18 protein-coding genes are annotated in these 17,668 nt (G+C 53.1%); all 18 read left to right on the top strand.

From position 1 onward, the window contains the following. Nucleotides 1–251: 251 nt before the first annotated feature. Nucleotides 252–3,308: a D-2-hydroxyglutarate dehydrogenase YdiJ gene (gene ydiJ, locus RHD99_RS14215; protein ID WP_309874667.1), complete on the top strand. Its 3,057-nt coding sequence runs from the start codon at nucleotides 252–254 to the stop codon at nucleotides 3,306–3,308. Next, entirely contained in the window at nucleotides 3,305–3,715 is a 411-nt protein-coding gene (gene menI, locus RHD99_RS14210) for a 1,4-dihydroxy-2-naphthoyl-CoA hydrolase (RefSeq protein WP_183271725.1), read from the top strand. The genes ydiJ and menI overlap by 4 nt, the downstream gene beginning before the upstream one ends. Before the next feature lie 253 nt (nucleotides 3,716–3,968). Beyond that, nucleotides 3,969–4,304, top strand: a complete 336-nt coding sequence (gene eutS, locus RHD99_RS14205; protein ID WP_183271724.1) for an ethanolamine utilization microcompartment protein EutS — start codon at nucleotides 3,969–3,971, stop codon at nucleotides 4,302–4,304. Between the two features lie 4 nt (nucleotides 4,305–4,308). Beyond that, complete coding sequence (gene eutP / locus RHD99_RS14200) at nucleotides 4,309–4,770, top strand: EutP/PduV family microcompartment system protein (RefSeq protein ID WP_309874665.1); 462 nt, start codon at nucleotides 4,309–4,311, stop codon at nucleotides 4,768–4,770. After that, the gene (gene eutQ / locus RHD99_RS14195; protein ID WP_309874663.1) at nucleotides 4,767–5,453 is read left to right on the top strand and encodes an ethanolamine utilization acetate kinase EutQ; all 687 of its coding nucleotides are present in this window, start codon (nucleotides 4,767–4,769) and stop codon (nucleotides 5,451–5,453) included. Before eutP ends, eutQ begins: the two co-directional genes overlap by 4 nt. Before the next feature lie 12 nt (nucleotides 5,454–5,465). Continuing rightward, nucleotides 5,466–6,275, top strand: a complete 810-nt coding sequence (eutT, locus tag RHD99_RS14190) for an ethanolamine utilization cob(I)yrinic acid a,c-diamide adenosyltransferase EutT (RefSeq protein WP_309874661.1) — start codon at nucleotides 5,466–5,468, stop codon at nucleotides 6,273–6,275. Further along, nucleotides 6,265–7,281: a phosphate acetyltransferase gene (gene pta, locus RHD99_RS14185; RefSeq protein WP_309879164.1), complete on the top strand. Its 1,017-nt coding sequence runs from the start codon at nucleotides 6,265–6,267 to the stop codon at nucleotides 7,279–7,281. The genes eutT and pta overlap by 11 nt, the downstream gene beginning before the upstream one ends. Before the next feature lie 70 nt (nucleotides 7,282–7,351). Beyond that, complete coding sequence (gene eutM, locus RHD99_RS14180; protein ID WP_034455942.1) at nucleotides 7,352–7,645, top strand: ethanolamine utilization microcompartment protein EutM; 294 nt, start codon at nucleotides 7,352–7,354, stop codon at nucleotides 7,643–7,645. A gap of 105 nt (nucleotides 7,646–7,750) precedes the next feature. Further along, nucleotides 7,751–8,038, top strand: a complete 288-nt coding sequence (gene eutN / locus RHD99_RS14175) for an ethanolamine utilization microcompartment protein EutN (protein WP_134183085.1) — start codon at nucleotides 7,751–7,753, stop codon at nucleotides 8,036–8,038. A 15-nt stretch (nucleotides 8,039–8,053) separates the two neighbouring features. Beyond that, nucleotides 8,054–9,463 (top strand): aldehyde dehydrogenase family protein, encoded by a 1,410-nt coding sequence (locus RHD99_RS14170; RefSeq protein WP_309874658.1) that lies wholly within the window; start codon nucleotides 8,054–8,056, stop codon nucleotides 9,461–9,463. An 11-nt stretch (nucleotides 9,464–9,474) separates the two neighbouring features. Beyond that, nucleotides 9,475–10,314 carry an ethanolamine utilization protein EutJ gene (gene eutJ, locus RHD99_RS14165; RefSeq protein WP_309874656.1) on the top strand — a complete coding sequence of 280 codons (840 nt, stop codon included), beginning with the start codon at nucleotides 9,475–9,477 and terminating at the stop codon, nucleotides 10,312–10,314. Next, nucleotides 10,304–11,491, top strand: coding sequence for an iron-containing alcohol dehydrogenase (locus RHD99_RS14160; RefSeq protein WP_309874654.1), 1,188 nt, complete (start codon nucleotides 10,304–10,306; stop codon nucleotides 11,489–11,491). The genes eutJ and RHD99_RS14160 overlap by 11 nt, the downstream gene beginning before the upstream one ends. A gap of 46 nt (nucleotides 11,492–11,537) precedes the next feature. Continuing rightward, nucleotides 11,538–12,782 carry an ethanolamine utilization protein EutH gene (gene eutH / locus RHD99_RS14155; RefSeq protein WP_309874652.1) on the top strand — a complete coding sequence of 415 codons (1,245 nt, stop codon included), beginning with the start codon at nucleotides 11,538–11,540 and terminating at the stop codon, nucleotides 12,780–12,782. Continuing rightward, nucleotides 12,779–14,191 carry an ethanolamine ammonia-lyase reactivating factor EutA gene (gene eutA, locus RHD99_RS14150; protein ID WP_309874650.1) on the top strand — a complete coding sequence of 471 codons (1,413 nt, stop codon included), beginning with the start codon at nucleotides 12,779–12,781 and terminating at the stop codon, nucleotides 14,189–14,191. Before eutH ends, eutA begins: the two co-directional genes overlap by 4 nt. A gap of 12 nt (nucleotides 14,192–14,203) precedes the next feature. Further along, on the top strand, nucleotides 14,204–15,565 hold the full coding sequence (locus tag RHD99_RS14145) for an ethanolamine ammonia-lyase subunit EutB (protein ID WP_183271715.1): 1,362 nt from the start codon (nucleotides 14,204–14,206) through the stop codon (nucleotides 15,563–15,565). Nucleotides 15,566–15,584: 19 nt separating this feature from the next. Further along, nucleotides 15,585–16,478, top strand: a complete 894-nt coding sequence (eutC, locus tag RHD99_RS14140) for an ethanolamine ammonia-lyase subunit EutC (RefSeq protein WP_309874648.1) — start codon at nucleotides 15,585–15,587, stop codon at nucleotides 16,476–16,478. A gap of 12 nt (nucleotides 16,479–16,490) precedes the next feature. Beyond that, the gene (gene eutL, locus RHD99_RS14135; RefSeq protein WP_309874646.1) at nucleotides 16,491–17,150 is read left to right on the top strand and encodes an ethanolamine utilization microcompartment protein EutL; all 660 of its coding nucleotides are present in this window, start codon (nucleotides 16,491–16,493) and stop codon (nucleotides 17,148–17,150) included. Between the two features lie 10 nt (nucleotides 17,151–17,160). Continuing rightward, on the top strand, nucleotides 17,161–17,658 hold the full coding sequence (gene eutK / locus RHD99_RS14130; RefSeq protein WP_183271712.1) for an ethanolamine utilization microcompartment protein EutK: 498 nt from the start codon (nucleotides 17,161–17,163) through the stop codon (nucleotides 17,656–17,658). Nucleotides 17,659–17,668: the final 10 nt, after the last annotated feature.

Raw genomic sequence — 17,668 nt, 5'->3', positions numbered from 1 at the left:
AACGGGCAAAGTGCCTGCGTTAAAACCGCAAAGCGGATCCAATAATGATGATGTATTTCCTCGATTTTTAACAGAAACAAAACAGGCGGGCATGTCCTAAAAAAATGTGTTAAAAACAAATACACTTCATTCTTCAGGCTGCGCGGGTGTTGGTTCGCTTGCTGCCTGGCTGGAACGGAAGTGCTAAAGGGTATATAAAAAGTTTTATACGCAAACGATAACTTACAACTTCGAGCAGGGTCGACCCTTCAATGATCCCACAAATTTCTCAGGCACCAGGTCTTGTTCAATTGGTGCTCAATTTTTTGCAGGCACTGGAACAGCAAGGTTTTACCGGCGATACAGCGACCAGCTACGCTGACAGGCTCACGATGTCCACCGATAATAGTATTTATCAACTGTTGCCGGATGCGGTTTTATTTCCCCGTTCTACGGCTGACGTCGCGCTATTGACCCGACTCGCCTCAGAAGACCGCTTCAAATCCCTGATTTTTACCCCGAGAGGCGGCGGTACTGGCACGAACGGCCAGTCACTGAATAAAGGCATTGTCGTCGACATGTCGCGCTATATGAATCGCATTATTGAAATCAATCCTGAACAGGGTTGGGTGCGAGTCGAAGCGGGCGTAATAAAAGACCAGCTCAATCAATTTCTCAAACCATACGGTTACTTCTTTGCCCCGGAACTGTCTACCAGCAACCGTGCCACACTTGGCGGGATGATCAATACCGACGCCTCGGGGCAGGGCTCACTGGTCTATGGGAAAACCTCCGATCACGTGATGGGGGTACGTGCTGTTTTGCTCGGTGGCGATATTCTTGATACGCATCCGATGTCGACACTCCTTGCGCAAGACCTGGGGCGTGACGATAGCCCGACCGGCAAGATCTATCGCACGGTGCTTGAACGTTGCCGTGAACAACGACCGCTGATTCTCGACAAATTCCCGAAACTAAACCGTTTCCTGACGGGCTACGATCTGCGCCACGTTTTTAACGACGACCTCTCGCAATTCGACCTGACGCGCATTTTGTGTGGCTCAGAAGGTACGCTTGCGTTTATTACCGAGGCGAAGCTGGATATCACGCGGCTGCCAAAAGTACGTCGTCTGGTGAATATCAAATATGACTCGTTTGATTCCGCATTGCGCAACGCGCCGTTCATGGTGGAAGCTCGAGCCCTGTCCGTCGAAACCGTCGATTCCAAAGTCCTCAACCTGGCGCGGGAAGATATCGTCTGGCATTCGGTCAGTGAATTGATCACCGATGTGCCTGGCAAAGAGATGCTTGGCCTGAATATCGTTGAATTTGCAGGCGACGATCTGGCGCTAATTGAAGGCCAGGTGGCTTCACTGTGTGAACGCCTCGACACATTAATGTCGCAGGGCGAGGGCGGAGTCATCGGCTGGCAGGTCTGTACTGAACTGGCGGGAATTGAACGTATCTATAACATGCGTAAAAAAGCCGTCGGCCTGCTGGGGAATGCCAAAGGGCAGGCGAAGCCGATTCCTTTTGCGGAAGATACGTGCGTACCGCCGCAGCATTTGGCCGACTATATTACGGAGTTCCGCGCGTTACTTGATAGCCACAATCTGAGCTACGGCATGTTCGGCCACGTTGATGCCGGGGTTCTGCATGTGCGCCCGGCGCTGGATATGACCGACCCGCATCAGGAAGTGCTGATGAAGCGTATTTCTGACGATGTCGTAGCGCTTACCGCGAAATACGGCGGTTTGTTGTGGGGGGAACATGGTAAAGGTTTCCGCGCCGAATACAGTCCGGCCTTCTTTGGTGAAACACTGTATGAAGAGCTACGCCGCATCAAAGCGGTATTCGACCCGGATAACCGCTTAAACCCAGGCAAAATCTGTCCTCCTCTGGGCGTTGATGACCCGATGATGCAGGTCGACGCGGTGAAACGCGGGACCTTCGACAGGCAAATCCCGATTGCGGTGCGTACTTCCTGGCGTGGCGCGATGGAGTGTAACGGCAATGGCTTGTGCTTTAACTTTGATGTGAAAAGCCCAATGTGCCCGTCGATGAAAATCACCAGCAACCGCATTCATTCGCCAAAAGGCCGCGCCACGTTAACGCGTGAATGGCTGCGTTTGTTGGCCGACCGTGGTGTTGATCCTGATGCGCTGGAAAAACAAATACCGGAAAAACGAGCCAGCCTGCGCACGCTTATCGAGCGTACGCGCAACTCCTGGCACGCTCGCAAAGGCGAGTATGATTTTTCCCATGAAGTGAAAGAGGCGATGTCAGGTTGTCTGGCGTGTAAAGCGTGCTCCACTCAGTGCCCAATTAAAATTGATGTGCCTGAATTCCGCTCGCGCTTCTTACAGCTCTATCACACGCGCTATTTGCGCCCGATGCGTGACCATCTGGTGGCAACGGTAGAAAGCTATGCACCGCTCATGGCGCGTGCCCCGAAAACCTTCAACTTCTTTATGAGCCAGCCGTGGGTGCGCAATCTTTCTGCGAAACACATCGGCATGATTGATTTACCGCTGCTCTCCACGCCGACGTTACAGCAGAAGTTGGTCGGGCACACTTGCGCGAATACCACGCTTGAGCAACTCGAAAGCTTTAGCGCCGAACAACGAGCTAAAACCGTGCTGGTGGTGCAGGACCCGTTCACCAGTTATTACGATGCACAAGTGGTGGCGGATTTTGTGCGTCTGGTGAGCAAATTAGGTTACAACCCAGTCGTTCTGCCATTCTCACCCAATGGTAAAGCGCAACACATAAAAGGGTTCCTGCAAAAATTTGCCCGCACTGCGCGTAAAACCTCTGAATTCCTGAATCGCATTGCGAAATTAGGTATGCCGATGGTCGGCGTCGACCCTGCGCTGGTACTTTGTTATCGCGACGAATATAAGCAAACTCTGGGCGAGGATCGTGGGGATTTCCACGTTCAACTGGTTCATGAATGGTTGCCGTCCGTGCTGGAAAACCGTGAAAGCAAGGTTGTGAGCGGCGAGTCGTGGTATCTGTTCGGCCACTGTACCGAAGTGACCGCATTACCGACGTCACCAAATCAGTGGGCAGCCATTTTTGCTCGTCTGGGGGCGCAACTCGAAAATGTCAGCGTTGGTTGCTGCGGTATGGCGGGAACCTACGGGCATGAAGTGAAAAACCATGCGAATTCGCTGGGGATTTACGAACTTTCGTGGCATCAGGCGATGCAACGCCTGCCGCGCCAACGCTGCCTGGCAACCGGCTATTCCTGCCGTAGTCAGGTCAAACGTGTGGAAGGCAATGGTGTACGCCATCCGCTACAAGCACTACTGGAGATTCTGGGATGATCTGGCGACGTGAAGTGAATCTGGAAGCGCTGAATAAAATGGGCGCGGGCAACATGGTGGAACATGTGGGAATTGTATTTACCCACATTGGCGATAATGCGCTAGAAGCCACCATGCCCGTCGACAACCGCACCCGGCAGCCATTTGGTTTGCTGCACGGTGGCGCATCGGTGGTGTTGGCAGAAACGCTCGGTTCCGTCGCCGGGTATTTATGCACCGAAGGTGAGCAAAAAATTGTTGGGCTTGAAGTCAACGCTAACCACTTGCGCTCTGCGCGTGAAGGCCTTGTGCGCGGCGTGTGTACGGCGGTTCACGTTGGACGCCGCCATCAGGTCTGGCAGATTGAAATCAGCGACGAACAAGGGCGGCTTTGCTGTACATCAAGGCTGACAACGGCAGTGGTGTGAAACAGACTCTTTAGCAAATAATAATGACGGCGGGATATTATCCCGCCTTTTTTATTTACATGCTGAAATGAATTGATATTTATTTTTCATATTTACATTCCAATAATTCGAGTTGTATCGCACAAATAAAGATAGGGTTTGAAAGAGAAATAATATTGAGTGATCCACTTCAACTTTCCCCATTACTTGCCGAAATTTGTTATTCCATTTTCCTGTTTATTGTCAGCATGGCAGTAATTCTTCAGGAGGCGCAATGGAAAAGGAACGCATTATTCAGGAATTTGTTCCTGGAAAACAGGTCACACTGGCGCATTTAATTGCTCATCCCGGTGAGGAATTAGCGAAGAAAATAGGCGTTCCTGGCGCTGAAGCGATTGGCATTATGACCCTGACGCCGGGTGAAACCGCCATGATTGCGGGAGACCTCGCCACCAAGGCCGCCAGCGTGAACATTGGTTTTCTTGATAGATTCAGTGGCGCATTAGTGGTTTACGGCTCAGTCGGTTCGGTAGAAGAAGCCTTACAACAGACGATAACCGGCCTCAGCAATATTCTGAGTTATACCGTCTGTACTGTGACGCGGAGCTAGCCGCATGAAACGCATCGTGTTTGTCGGCACCGTGGGTGCAGGGAAAACAACATTGTTTAACGCGTTACAGGGAAATTATTCACAGGCCAGAAAAACTCAGGCGGTTGAATTTAGTGATGTGGGAAATGTCGACACGCCGGGGGAATTTTTTAGTCATCCACGGTTGTATTCTGCATTAATTAATACCCTGATCGATGCGGAATTATTGATATATGTTCACGCAGCAAACGATCCGCAATGCCGCATCCCCGCCGGGTTGTTAGATATTTATCCGCATCTGCGACGCGTTGCGGTAATAAGCAAAATTGATTTTCCCGATGCAAATATTGCACAGACACAGGCGATGCTCAAAGACTTTGGATTTACGCCGCCAATATTTGCACTGAACAGCCTGGATGCTGCGAGCGTCAGGCAACTTGAGGATTATCTGGCCGAGATATGTGGTCAGGAGGAACCTGTTCAATGAAAAAGCTCATTACGGCTAATGATATTCGTGAAGCCCATTCCAGTGGTCTTAAAACCATAACTTTTGTCCTGAAAGAATCCATCGTCACGCCTGAAGCCCGTGTGGTTGCCGAGCAACTGGATATCGCGTTAGTGGAAGAGGGTGTAAGCCCTGTAGTGGCAGAAAGCTCTCCGCCTCGCTCCGAACGCCAGCGTATTCGCGAAGAAATCATCTCTCAGCTACCGGAGGGAATGTTTACCGAAAGCCTGGTGGCGCAGCTTATTGAGAAGGTTGAGCAAGAGCAGAAAACGCGCGTGGGCAGTGGGATGCAACCGAGTTTTCGCGCGGTAACGGGCAAGGGCGGCATTAAAGTTATTGATGGCAGTTCGGTAAAATTTGGCCGTTTTGATGGCGCACAAGAGCCGTGTGTTGGGTTAACCGATTTGGTCACGGGCGCGGATGGCAGCAGCATGGCGGCAGGTTTCATGCAGTGGGAAAACGGTTTTTTCCCCTGGACGCTGAATTACGATGAAATCGACATGGTGCTGGAAGGGGAATTACACATACGCCATGAAGGCGAAACGCTTATCGGTAAAGCAGGGGATGTGATGTTTATCCCTAAAGGTTCCAGCATCGAATTTGGCACTCCCAGCCACGTTCGTTTTCTCTATGTTGCCTGGCCTGCCAATTGGCAGGAATGCTAAGGCGAGGCGCTTATGAGCACCTTCATTACTGAAGATTGGCTACGGGCAAATCACACCCTCAGCGAAGGGAGCGAAATCCGCCTTCCCGCTGACAGCCGTATGACACCGTCGGCCCGTGAACTCATTGACGCACGCCGTTTGCTGGTGAAATTCCAGGATGATGACGGGCGCTTGTTTGTTGAAACGGAAGAGAAATTACAGCCGGTACACGGCCTGACGAGTGAATCCGTTGCACAGGTCGCGCATTGCGAGTTATGCCAGCAGCAAGTGAAAGAAAAACCAGACACGCTAACCCATCTTAATGCGCATGTATTTGTGGCGAAAAACGATCCTCGTCTGGCATTTCGCGCAAGCCTGGATAGCGCCATTGCTATGGCGGTATGGCTGCAAACTGAATTCGATAAAACGGCTGCACTTTGGCTTGCCGATATTCGTTCCCTGCTGGGCAATATCATGCGTGCTGACGCGCTGGAGCAGGCATTGCCTGAACAGCAATTAGTGGGTTTATCCGCTGACGATTTACACCGTTTATCACATCAGCCGTTGAAATATCTTGGGCACGATCATCTGGTTCCCGATGCGGCACATGGGCGCGAAGTTGCATTGCTCAATTTGCTTCGGACAAAGATTCGTGAAACAGAAATCTGCGCGGCAACAGTCTTTATTGGTGCGGATTACCACGTACAAAAAGCGGATTTATTGCTGGCACTTAATCGCCTCTCAAGCGCGGTTTATGTATTGATGATCCTGTGCCTGAAAAAAGAGTGGCCAGATGCAGCAACGCTACTGCGGCGGCTGTCTGGAGGCTCACATGCTGCTTGACCGTTGCCGTCGCCAGGCCCAAAACCAGCCTAAGCGTGTCGTCTTCCCGGATGCGAAGGATGCGCGGGTTATTGAAGCTGCGCATTACCTCCAGCATCACGGTCTGGCACAACCCATTATCCTGGCCAATCCGTTTGCCTTGCGCCATTTCGCTCTGGCGGCCGGGCTACCACTCGACGGATTACAGATTATCGATCCAGCCACGTCACATGACTGGTTGGTAGAGTTTTATCAGCAACTGACGCAGCGTCTCGGTGATAAAACGCCGGATGATGCCAAAGAACGGTTACGTGACCCGCTCTGGTTTGCGGCTGCGATGGTCAAGGCAGGGAAAGCCGATGTGTGTATTGCCGGGAATATGTCATCTACGGCTGCCGTTTTGCGTGCCGGTTTGAAAGTTATCGGCTTGCAACCGGGTGTTAAAACACTCTCTTCACTGTTTTTGATGCTGCCGCCAGAGGGAGAAAGGATCCTCGGGTTTGCCGATTGCAGTGTCGTACCGCAACCGACAGCCGCTCAGCTTGCTGATATCGCTATCAGCAGCGCACAAAGCTGGCAGGCAATCACCGGGCAGCTAGCACGTGTCGCCATGTTGTCATTTTCTACCAACGGCAGCGCCCGCCATCCTTGCGTTGCCACCGTTCAACAGGCAACGGAGATAGTACGTGAGCGTGCCCCTGAACTGTGCGTGGATGGCGAATTGCAATTTGATGCGGCCTTTGTGCCCCAGGTAGCTGCGCAAAAAGCGCCTGAAAGTGTGCTGGGAGGGCAGGCAAATGTGCTGGTTTTTCCGTCGCTTGAGGCGGGCAATATTGGCTACAAAATTGCGCAACGGCTGGGCGGATTCCGCGCAATTGGCCCGATGATCCAGGGATTGAATGCACCACTGCATGACCTTTCCCGAGGATGCAGCACGCGTGAAATCATTGAGCTGGTGCTGATTGCTCAAACACAAACTCATACCGAGATGGAAAGAAGTACTGAACCCGCATTGTCGAGGGGTTAGCACGTGCCCTATGTGAAGAATATGCACCCATAAATGTCTAACTTTTTAACCGAGTGAGAGGAAATAAATCATGGAAGCACTAGGACTTATCGAAACAAGAGGTTTGGTCGCAGTGATTGAAGCATCGGATGCGATGGTCAAAGCCGCACGCGTCAAACTGGTTGGCGTAAAACAGATCGGCGGTGGGCTGGTAACGGCAATGGTGCGTGGTGATGTAGCAGCCTGTAAAGCTGCAACGGATGCCGGAGCTGCTGCGGCTCAGCGTATTGGCGAGTTGGTTTCCGTTCATGTCATCCCACGTCCACATGGCGATTTGGAAGAAGTCTTCCCGATTGGCCTGGGTAGCGACAAAACTATCGATTGATAGCCGGTGACGTCATCCCCCGACGTCACCCTTCTTTTACCTGATTATCTGGCAGCCTCAGGGCGGCACAGGATTGCTTTATCTGAATTTTGTCCGGAGGCGAGCATGAAGCTGGCAATGGTCATTGGTCAAATCGTTTGCACAGTCCGCCACAGCGGGCTTGAACACGACAAATTGCTGATGGTGGAGATGATTAACCGCCAGGGCGAACCGAGTGGTGAGTGTGCAATAGCCACTGACAGCATTGGTGCCGGAAACGGCGAATGGGTGTTGCTGGTGGGCGGGAGTTCCGCTCGCCGTGCACATCATAGTGAAGCCTCTCCGGTCGACATGTGCGTGATAGGCATCGTCGATGAAGTGGTCATGGATAGAGAAATTATCTTCCATAAATAGTGAGGGTTGAGCGGCATGGATAGGCAACAAATTGAACAGGTGGTGAAAGCTGTGCTGGCAGGAATGGCGGCAAACACAACACCACAACCCGTCACAAAACCGTGCGGCGCAGGCGTTTTTGCCTCACTGGATGATGCCGTTGAAGCGGCTTGCGTGGCACAAAAATCCTTAACCAGCGTGGCGATGCGCCAGAAAGCCGTGGCTGCTATCCGTCTGGCGGGCGAGCAACATGCACAAACGCTTGCGGAAATGGCGGTAGCGGAAACCGGGATGGGCCGCGTTGCAGATAAATGTGCCAAAAATATTGCTCAGGCTCGCGGTACTCCGGGCGTTGAATGCCTGACACCGCAAGTGTTAACCGGTGATAACGGTCTGACGCTCATCGAAAATGCGCCATGGGGCGTGGTGGCTTCGGTAACTCCGTCGACCAACCCAGCGGCAACCGTCATTAACAACGCAATCAGCATGATCTCCGCCGGGAACAGCGTGGTCTTTGCACCGCATCCAGCGGCAAAAAATGTCTCACAGCAAACTATCACCTGGCTTAACGAAGCGATTATTGCGGCGGGTGGCCCGGCGAATTTACTGGTAACGGTTCTCAATCCTGATATCGAAACCGCACAACGATTATTCAAATACCCCGGCATCGGTTTATTGGTGGTGACAGGTGGCGAAGCGGTGGTAGACGCGGCGCGTAAACACACTAACAAACGTTTGATCGCCGCAGGTGCAGGGAACCCACCGGTTGTCGTGGATGAAACCGCCGATATTCCTCGCGCAGCGAAAGCTATCGTGCAGGGAGCGTCGTTTGATAACAACATCATCTGCGCCGATGAAAAAGTGCTGATTGTGGTGGAAAGCGTAGCGGACGCGTTGCTGGAAGAAATGCAGCGTAATCACGCCGTTTTGCTCAGCGACGCGCAGGCCGAAAAACTGCTGCCGATTGTGCTGAAAAACGTAGATGAACAGGGAAAAGGCCAAGTCGTTCGCGACTGGGTTGGGCGTGATGCGGCCAAAATTGCCGCCGCTATCAGTCTTAACGTGGCCCCTGAAACACGCTTGCTGCTGGTGCAAACCACGGCGCGCCATCCTTTTGCCGTCACAGAAATGATGATGCCGGTATTGCCGATGATCCGTGTGGCAAATGTCACCGAGGCCATTGCGCTGGCGGTGAAGCTGGAAGGAGGCTGCCACCATACCGCTGCCATGCACTCGCGCAATATCGACAATATGAACGCAATGGCGAATGCCATCGACACCAGTATTTTCGTTAAAAATGGCTCGTGTATCGCCGGGCTGGGGCTGGGTGGCGAAGGCTGGACCTCCATGACCATCACCACGCCAACAGGCGAAGGTGTGACATCGGCCAGAACCTTTGTACGCCTGCGTCGTTGTGTACTGGTAGATGGATTCCGCATCGTTTAAGGAGAGGGGCAATGGCACGCAGCGAACAAACCTGGCTCAATGACCGTTTACGGAATGCATCTTTGCTGTGCAACAGGCCAATGAATGCCGATCAGCAACCGCTGTGGCTGGGAATCGATCTCGGTACGTGCGATGTCGTGTCGCTGGTTATCGACAGCGATTGTCAGCCCGTTGCGGTTTGCCTCGATTGGGCAGATGTGGTTCGTGATGGCGTGGTCTGGGATTTTTTCGGCGCGGTGCAGATTGTACGTCGTCATCTCGACACGCTGGAGCAACAGCTTGGCTTTCGCTTTAGCCACGCCGCCACCTCATTTCCACCGGGCACCGATCCCCGGATATCAGTCAATGTGCTTGAGTCTGCGGGTCTGGAAGTGAGCCGTGTGCTTGATGAGCCGACAGCCGTTGCCGATATGCTCCAGCTTGATAAAGCGGCGGTGGTGGATATTGGCGGTGGCACCACTGGCATTGCCGTCGTTTCACAAGGGCAAGTGATTTACTCCGGCGATGAAGCCACGGGCGGGCACCATATCTCCCTTACCCTCGCGGGTAATCAACGTATTGCGCTGGAAGAAGCCGAGCAAATGAAGCGCGGTAGCGATGCAAATCTCTGGCCTGTGGTTCGCCCGGTTTACGAAAAAATGGCGGACATTGTCGCTCGTCATATTGAGGGTTACGACGTCGAACAGCTCTGGCTGGCGGGCGGTTCCTGTATGCAGCCGGGTGTCGAAGGGCTGTTCCGTCAGTGTTTCCCTGAATTAACGATTCAGTTGCCCCCGCACTCTATTTTCATGACTCCGCTGGCCATTGCCGTTTGCGGGATGACACACGTGGAGGGTGCTCATGCACAGTGAAGAGATGCAATCCGCGCTCTATCAGGCGCTGGATATGATGAATGCCCGCAACGTGCGCGAGTTTTCCGTACCGCCCGCCACGTTTATGGGGCCCGGTGCAGTGGCGCGTTGTGGTGAGGCATTACTTGAGCGCGGCATTTATCGTCCTTTCGTGATGGTTGATAGCATGTTGCATCAAGCCGGAATGACCGATGTGCTGGAGCGTAATCTGAAGCACAGCGGCATCGCGTATGAAATCTGGCCATGTTCACCTGGCGAACCTGTCGACAGTGATATCGGTGCAGCGGTTGAACAAATCGCCCGTTGTCAGTGCGATGGCGTTGTTGCTCTGGGGGGCGGTTCCGTTCTGGATGCCGCAAAAGTGGTGGCTGTGATTGCCACGAATCCATCACTCGCCCTCGAAAGCATAGTGGCCGGAACACGCCTGAATCGCCGTCTGCCGTTTATCGCTATTCCCACCACGTCGGGAACGGGTTCGGAAGCCACCAACGTGGCGGTAATTATCGCAGCGCAAACTCACCGTAAACAGGTTCTTGTCCACACCATGTTGATCCCAGATGTCGCCATTATTGATGCGTGTCTGACGCTGGGTGTCCCACCTCATATTACCGCCGCAACAGGAATCGATGCCTTAACACACGCCATTGAAGTTTATGTGGCAAGTAATGGCACACCGTTAACCCGTGGGCTTGCGTATCGCGCCATCAACAGTATTGGGCACGCGTTACCGCAGGCTGTAGGGCAAGGTCATGATTTGGCTGCACGTGAAGCGATGATGCTCGCGTCGTATATGGCCGGAATGGCGTTTTCTAATGCAGGTCTTGGGTTATGCCATGCCAGCGCACACCAGATAGGTGCCGCCTATGGCATTCCCCATGGCAAGGCTAACGCCATCATGCTGCCTGCTGTTATGAAATTTAACCAGTTGGTGTGCAAAACCGCCTATAGCGAGATTGGTCACGCCCTGACGGGCAAATCTTGTGCGGCCAGCGAAACCATCGCTTTTGTTGAACATCTCATCGACGAACTGGAGTTAGGGAGCGGGTTACGCGCGGCCGGAGGACGCGAGTCTGACTATGTCGGTTTCGCCCGTGCGGCGCTCAACGACATCTGTATTACCACTAATCCACGCACTGTGACGGAAGCCCAGATTATTACGCTGTATCAGGACGCCTGAACGGGCATTACACCGGCCTGTTCGCAGGCGATGAAGGAGAAGGGAAATGGGCATTAACGACGTTATCATGTACATCATGATGATTTTTATGCTGATTGCCGCGCTTGACCGAGTTTTTACTCAGTTTGGTGGCTCAGAAAAAATCCTCGGTTTTATAGGGCTAGGCAAACTGGGCAAAAGTATTTCCGGTTCAGGTAGCCAGTTTGAAGAAGGTTTTATGGCAATGGGCGCGTTGGGGTTGGCGATGGTCGGGATGACGGCGCTGGCACCGGTTTTGGCTTTCTTGCTTGGCCCGGTGATTATCCCTGTTTATGAAATGCTTGGCGCAAACCCGTCGATGTTTGCCGGGACGCTGCTGGCCTGTGATATGGGCGGTTTCTTCCTTGCCAAAGAACTTGCTGGAGGAGACGTCGCGGCCTGGCTTTATTCAGGGCTTATCCTCGGTTCCATGATGGGCCCAACCATTGTGTTTTCTATCCCCGTTGCGCTGGGCATTATCGAGCCTTCAGACCGACGCTATCTGGCGCTTGGCGTGCTGGCGGGGATTGTCACCATTCCGATTGGCTGCATTGCAGGTGGCCTGGTGGCGATGTACTCCGGTGTTGAAGTGAACGGGCAGCCGATTGAATTCACCATGAGCCTGATTTTGCTCAACATGATCCCCGTGTTAATCGTTGCGGTGCTAGTCGCACTAGGGCTGAAGTTCATCCCGGAAAAAATGATTAACGGTTTCCAAATCTTCGCCAAAATCCTCGTCGCGATTATTACCGTCGGCCTTGCGGCGGCAGTGGTGAAATTCCTCGTGGGCTGGACGCTGATCCCCGGGCTTGATCCTATCTTTATGAGTGAAGGTGACAAGCCTGGCGAAGTGATGCGAGCCATTGAAGTCATTGGTTCGATCTCTTGTGTGTTACTTGGTGCCTATCCGATGGTACTGCTGCTGACTCGCTGGTTTGACAAGCCGTTAATGCGCGTAGGCAATTTGCTGAAAATCAACAATATTGCTGCAGGCGGCATGGTTGCGACGCTTGCCAACAACATTCCGATGTACGGCATGATGAAGAATATGGATGCGCGCGGCAAAGTCATCAACTGTGCATTTGCGGTGTCGGCGGCTTTCGCACTCGGCGACCATTTGGGGTTCGCTGCGGCCAACATGTCACCGATGATCTTCCCTATGATTGTCGGCAAGCTGGTGGGCGGCGTTACCGCGATAGGCGTGGCAATGCTGCTGGTGCCGAAAGAAGAAAGCACCCATGTCGTGGTTGATTCTGCGGAGGCGCAATCGTGAAAATTCGCGAACTGCATAGCGTTGGTATTGATGTCGGCACCACCACAACACAGGTGATTTTCTCAAGCCTTGCATTGGTTAACCGAGCTGCAATCTCGCAGGTTCCGCGCTATGAGTTCGTGAAACGTGAAATTACCTGGCAAAGCCCGGTGTTTTTTACCCCGGTTGATAACGATGGTCATCTTAGAGAAGAAGAGCTGCTAAGCCTTATTCTCGCGCAGTATCAAGCCGCGGGTATAACCCCAGAATCCATTGATTCAGGGGCAATTATTATTACCGGTGAAACCGCCAAAACTCGCAATGCGCGTCCAGCCGTGATGGCGCTTTCCCAAAAGCTTGGGGATTTTGTCGTCGCGACCGCCGGACCGCATCTTGAGTCAGTCATTGCCGGTTACGGCTCCGGGGCGCAGGCGTTATCACAGCGCCAGCTTAACCGAGTCATGAATATTGATATTGGCGGCGGCACAGCGAACTACGTGCTGTTCGAAGGGGGCAAGGTTGTCGCTTCAGCCTGCCTTAATGTCGGCGGACGTTTGTTTGAAACCGATGCTCACGGCAACGTCACCTTTATCCATAAACCAGGGCAGTGGATTGCGGATGAGCTGTTCGGTGAAGGTGTATGCGGCAAAGGTAAAAAACCGCTCACGCCTGCTCAGCTAGACGCTGTTGCCGACCGCATGGCGCAACTGCTTTATGAAGTCGTCACCGGTGAGATTTCAGCACTGGCGCAACGCTTGTTAATGACCGATACGTTGCCCGCGGGTAAACCTGCTGACGTGATTACGCTGTCGGGTGGGGTAGGGGAATGCTATCGCCAGCCACCAGAAACACCGTTTGGCTACGGTGACATTGGCCCGCTTCTGGCGCGCTCAATTCATCGGCATGCAGGATTTTCCTCGCTCAGTGTACACATTCCCGATCAAACCGTGCGCGCTACCGTGATTGGTGCCGGCGCGCACACGCTCTCGCTTTCAGGTAGCACCATCTGGCTCGACGAGATGACGCTACCGCTGCGTAACATTCCGGTTGTTCACCCCGTTGGCGAGGGCGAACTCGCAGAAACCTGGCAACACGGGCTGGAACAAATGGACCTTAATGCGACGCAGGATTGTTACGCGTTAGCCATTCCACCTGCACTTCCAACCAGCTATGCAACCGTGCAGTTGGTCATCAACGCTCTGAAACTTTTTACCCAACGCCTTCCTGGCTCGCAACCGCTGATTGTTGTCGCGGAGCAGGATCTCGGTAAAGCGCTGGGAATGCTGCTGTTTCCACAAGTGGAGCCGCGCAAGCTTGCGGTGATAGACGAAGTCGTCACCCGTACTGGCGATTACATTGACATTGGTTTGCCGTTGTTTAGTGGAGCTGTTGTCCCGGTAACGATCAAATCACTCGCCTTTCCTTCCTGAGGGATCGACATAATGAAACTAAAAACCACGCTGTTTGGGCAAGTTTATCAGTTCAAAGATGTGAAAGAAGTGCTGGCGAAAGCCAACGAATTACGTTCCGGCGATGTGTTGGCAGGCGTTGCTGCGCAGAGTTCTCAGGAACGTGTGGCGGCAAAACAGGTGCTGTCTGAGATGACGGTTGCGGATATTCGCATGAATCCAGTTATCGCTTATGAAGATGACTGCGTGACGCGCATTATCCAGGACGACATCAACGAAACCTCTTATACACGGATTAAAAACTGGAGCATAAGCGAGCTGCGTGAGTACATCCTTAGCGATGACACCAGCGTTGACGATATTGCTTTTCTGCGCAAAGGCATTAGTTCTGAAGTCGTCGCCGCCGTCGCTAAAATATGCTCGAACGCGGACTTAATCTACGGCGGCAAGAAAATGCCGGTGATTAAAAAAGCCAACACCACCATTGGCTTACCTGGTACTTTCAGCGCGCGTTTGCAGCCTAACGACACGCGTGATGATGTGCGCAGCATCGAAGCGCAAATTTACGAAGGGCTGTGTTTTGGTGTGGGTGATGCGGTCATTGGCGTTAACCCAGTGACGGACGATGTGGGTAACTTAACCCGCGTGCTTGATACCATCTACAACGTTATCGACAAGTACTCGATTCCGACGCAAGGCTGCGTATTGGCGCACGTCACCACCCAAATTGAAGCGATTAAACGAGGCGCTCCGGGTGGACTGATCTTCCAGAGTATTTGTGGCAGCGAAAAAGGGCTCAAAGAGTTCGGCGTCGAGCTTGCCATGTTGGACGAGGCGCGTGCAGTAGGCGCTGAGTTTAACCGAATCGCCGGAGAAAACTGCCTGTATTTCGAAACAGGGCAAGGTTCGGCACTTTCCGCTGGTGCGAACTTTGGCGCAGACCAGGTGACCATGGAAGCACGAAATTACGGCCTGGCGCGCCATTACGATCCTTTCATCGTTAATACCGTGGTGGGTTTCATCGGGCCTGAATATCTCTATAACGACCGCCAGATTATCCGTGCCGGGCTTGAGGACCATTTCATGGGCAAACTCAGCGGCATCTCAATGGGCTGTGACTGCTGTTATACCAACCATGCGGATGCGGACCAGAACCTGAACGAGAACCTGATGATCCTACTGGCGACTGCCGGATGTAACTACATCATGGGTATGCCGCTGGGTGACGACATCATGCTGAATTACCAGACCACGGCATTTCACGATACCGCCACCGTGCGCCAGCTGCTGAATCTGCGTCCATCGCCGGAGTTTGAAGCATGGCTGGAAACAATGGGGTTAATGGCTAATGGCCGTTTAACGTCACGGGCGGGCGACCCGTCGCTGTTCTTCTGAAATCATCAGGGAAATCATCATGGATCAAAAACAGATTGAAGAGATTGTGCGCAGTGTTCTGGCTCAGATGCATAAACCGGAAAATGCCGTACAGCCTGCCATTGCCGCAACGCCAGTAACGCAAGCCGTTGTTCAAATAACAGAAGAAAGCTGTAGCGTGGATTTGGGCTCAACTGAAGCCAAAATGTGGATTGGTGTGAAGAACCCTCATCGTGCCGAGGTGCTGGAAGAACTGCGCCACAGCACCGCTGCACGTGTTTGTACCGGGCGTGCAGGCCCTCGTCCGCGCACGCAGGCGTTATTACGATTCCTGGCTGACCATTCACGCTCGAAGGACACCGTTCTCAAAGAAGTGCCAGCTGAATGGGTTCAACAGCAAGGGCTACTGGAGCTGCAATCAGAAATCAGCGACAAAAATCTCTATCTCACCCGCCCAGATTTAGGGCGTCGCTTAAGTGCTAACGCTATCGAAACGCTGCGCACCAGTTGCAAACAGAACCCTGACGTTCAGGTAGTGATTTCTGACGGTCTTTCAACCGACGCTATCACCGCTAACTATGGCGAGATCTTACCGCCGCTGTTGCAGGGACTGGAACAATCCGGGCTGCATGTTGGCACACCGTTCTTTGTCCGCTATGGGCGCGTGAAGATCGAGGACCAAATCGGTGAATTGCTGGGCGCGAAAGTGGTGATTTTGCTGGTAGGGGAGCGTCCAGGGCTGGGGCAATCAGAAAGCTTATCTTGCTACGCAGTGTATTCACCAAAAACCGCCACGACGGTGGAAGCTGACCGCACCTGTATCTCCAATATTCACCGGGGTGGTACGCCACCTGTTGAAGCGGCTGCTGTGATTGTCGAACTTGCAAAACGTATGCTGGCGCAGAAAGCGTCGGGCATCAACCTGACTCGTTAAGGGAGCATAACTATGCCAGCTTTAGATTTGATTAAACCGAATGTGAAAGCGATGCGGGTTATCGCAAACGTCAGCGAAGGGTTTGCTCGCGAGTTGAAATTACCTTCCCATATTCGTAGCCTGGGTTTGATTACGGCTGATTCCGATGATGTAACCTATATCGCCGCCGATGAAGCCACGAAACAGGCTCAGGTTGAAGTCGTGTTTGGCCGCTCGTTGTACGCAGGTGCAGCGCATGGCCCGTCACCGACCGCCGGGGAAGTGCTGATTATGCTGGGCGGGCCAAATCCGGCGGAGGTGCGTGCTGGCCTGGATTCGATGTATGCCACTATCGAACAAGGTCCTGCGTTTCAGTGGGCTAACGATGCGGAAGATACCGCATTTTTGGCTCATCTTATTTCCCGTACAGGATCGTATCTTTCAACAACGGCCGGTATTTTGCTTGGTGATCCAATGGCATATCTGGTTGCGCCGCCACTGGAAGCGACATTTGGCATTGACGCTGCGTTGAAATCTGCCGACGTGCGCATTGTGACCTACGTGCCGCCGCCATCAGAAACCAACTACTCGGCAGCGTTCATGACCGGTAGTCAGGCCGCCTGTAAAGCCGCCTGTAATGCCTTTAGTGAGGCCGTGCTTGAGATAGCGCGTAACCCAATTCAGCGCGCGTAGGGAGTCATCAATGAACTCTCTCGGATTACTTGAAGTTTACGGTCTGGTGGCGGGAATTGACGCTGCAGACGCGATGCTAAAAGCGGCAAACGTGCGCTTGTTGAGCCATGAAGTGCTCAATCCAGGCATGGTGACACTGGTTGTTGAAGGGGATCTCGCTGCGTGTCGCGCGGCGTTGGATGCGGGTGCGGCTGCTGCAAGCCGCACCGGGCGAGTGATTAGCCGTAAGGAACTGGGCCGCCCCGATGAGGACATCGAGCGGCTGGTGTGCAGTTTTAACCGTAAGCCCGACGTTAAATCAGCAGCGGTAAAAGCAACGATAGCCACATCGGAGGTGGCACAAGCGTTACTCGATGTACTGCAAACTCAGGGTCACGGTATGACCGCAGGTGAAGTTGCGGCGCACTTTAACTGGCCGCTCGAAGAAGCCAGAACACAACTTGATGCATTATTCCATGACGGAAAATTACGTAAGCGTAGCAGTCGTTATCGTTTGAAGACTGTGTAGCGGCGCAAGG

Origin of the sequence: Buttiauxella selenatireducens (genome assembly GCF_031432975.1) — a bacterium.
Classification (GTDB): Bacteria; Pseudomonadota; Gammaproteobacteria; order Enterobacterales; family Enterobacteriaceae; genus Buttiauxella; species Buttiauxella selenatireducens.
The sequence above is the reverse complement of the archived record's forward strand: the minus strand, read 5'-3'. Positions and strand labels throughout refer to the sequence as shown.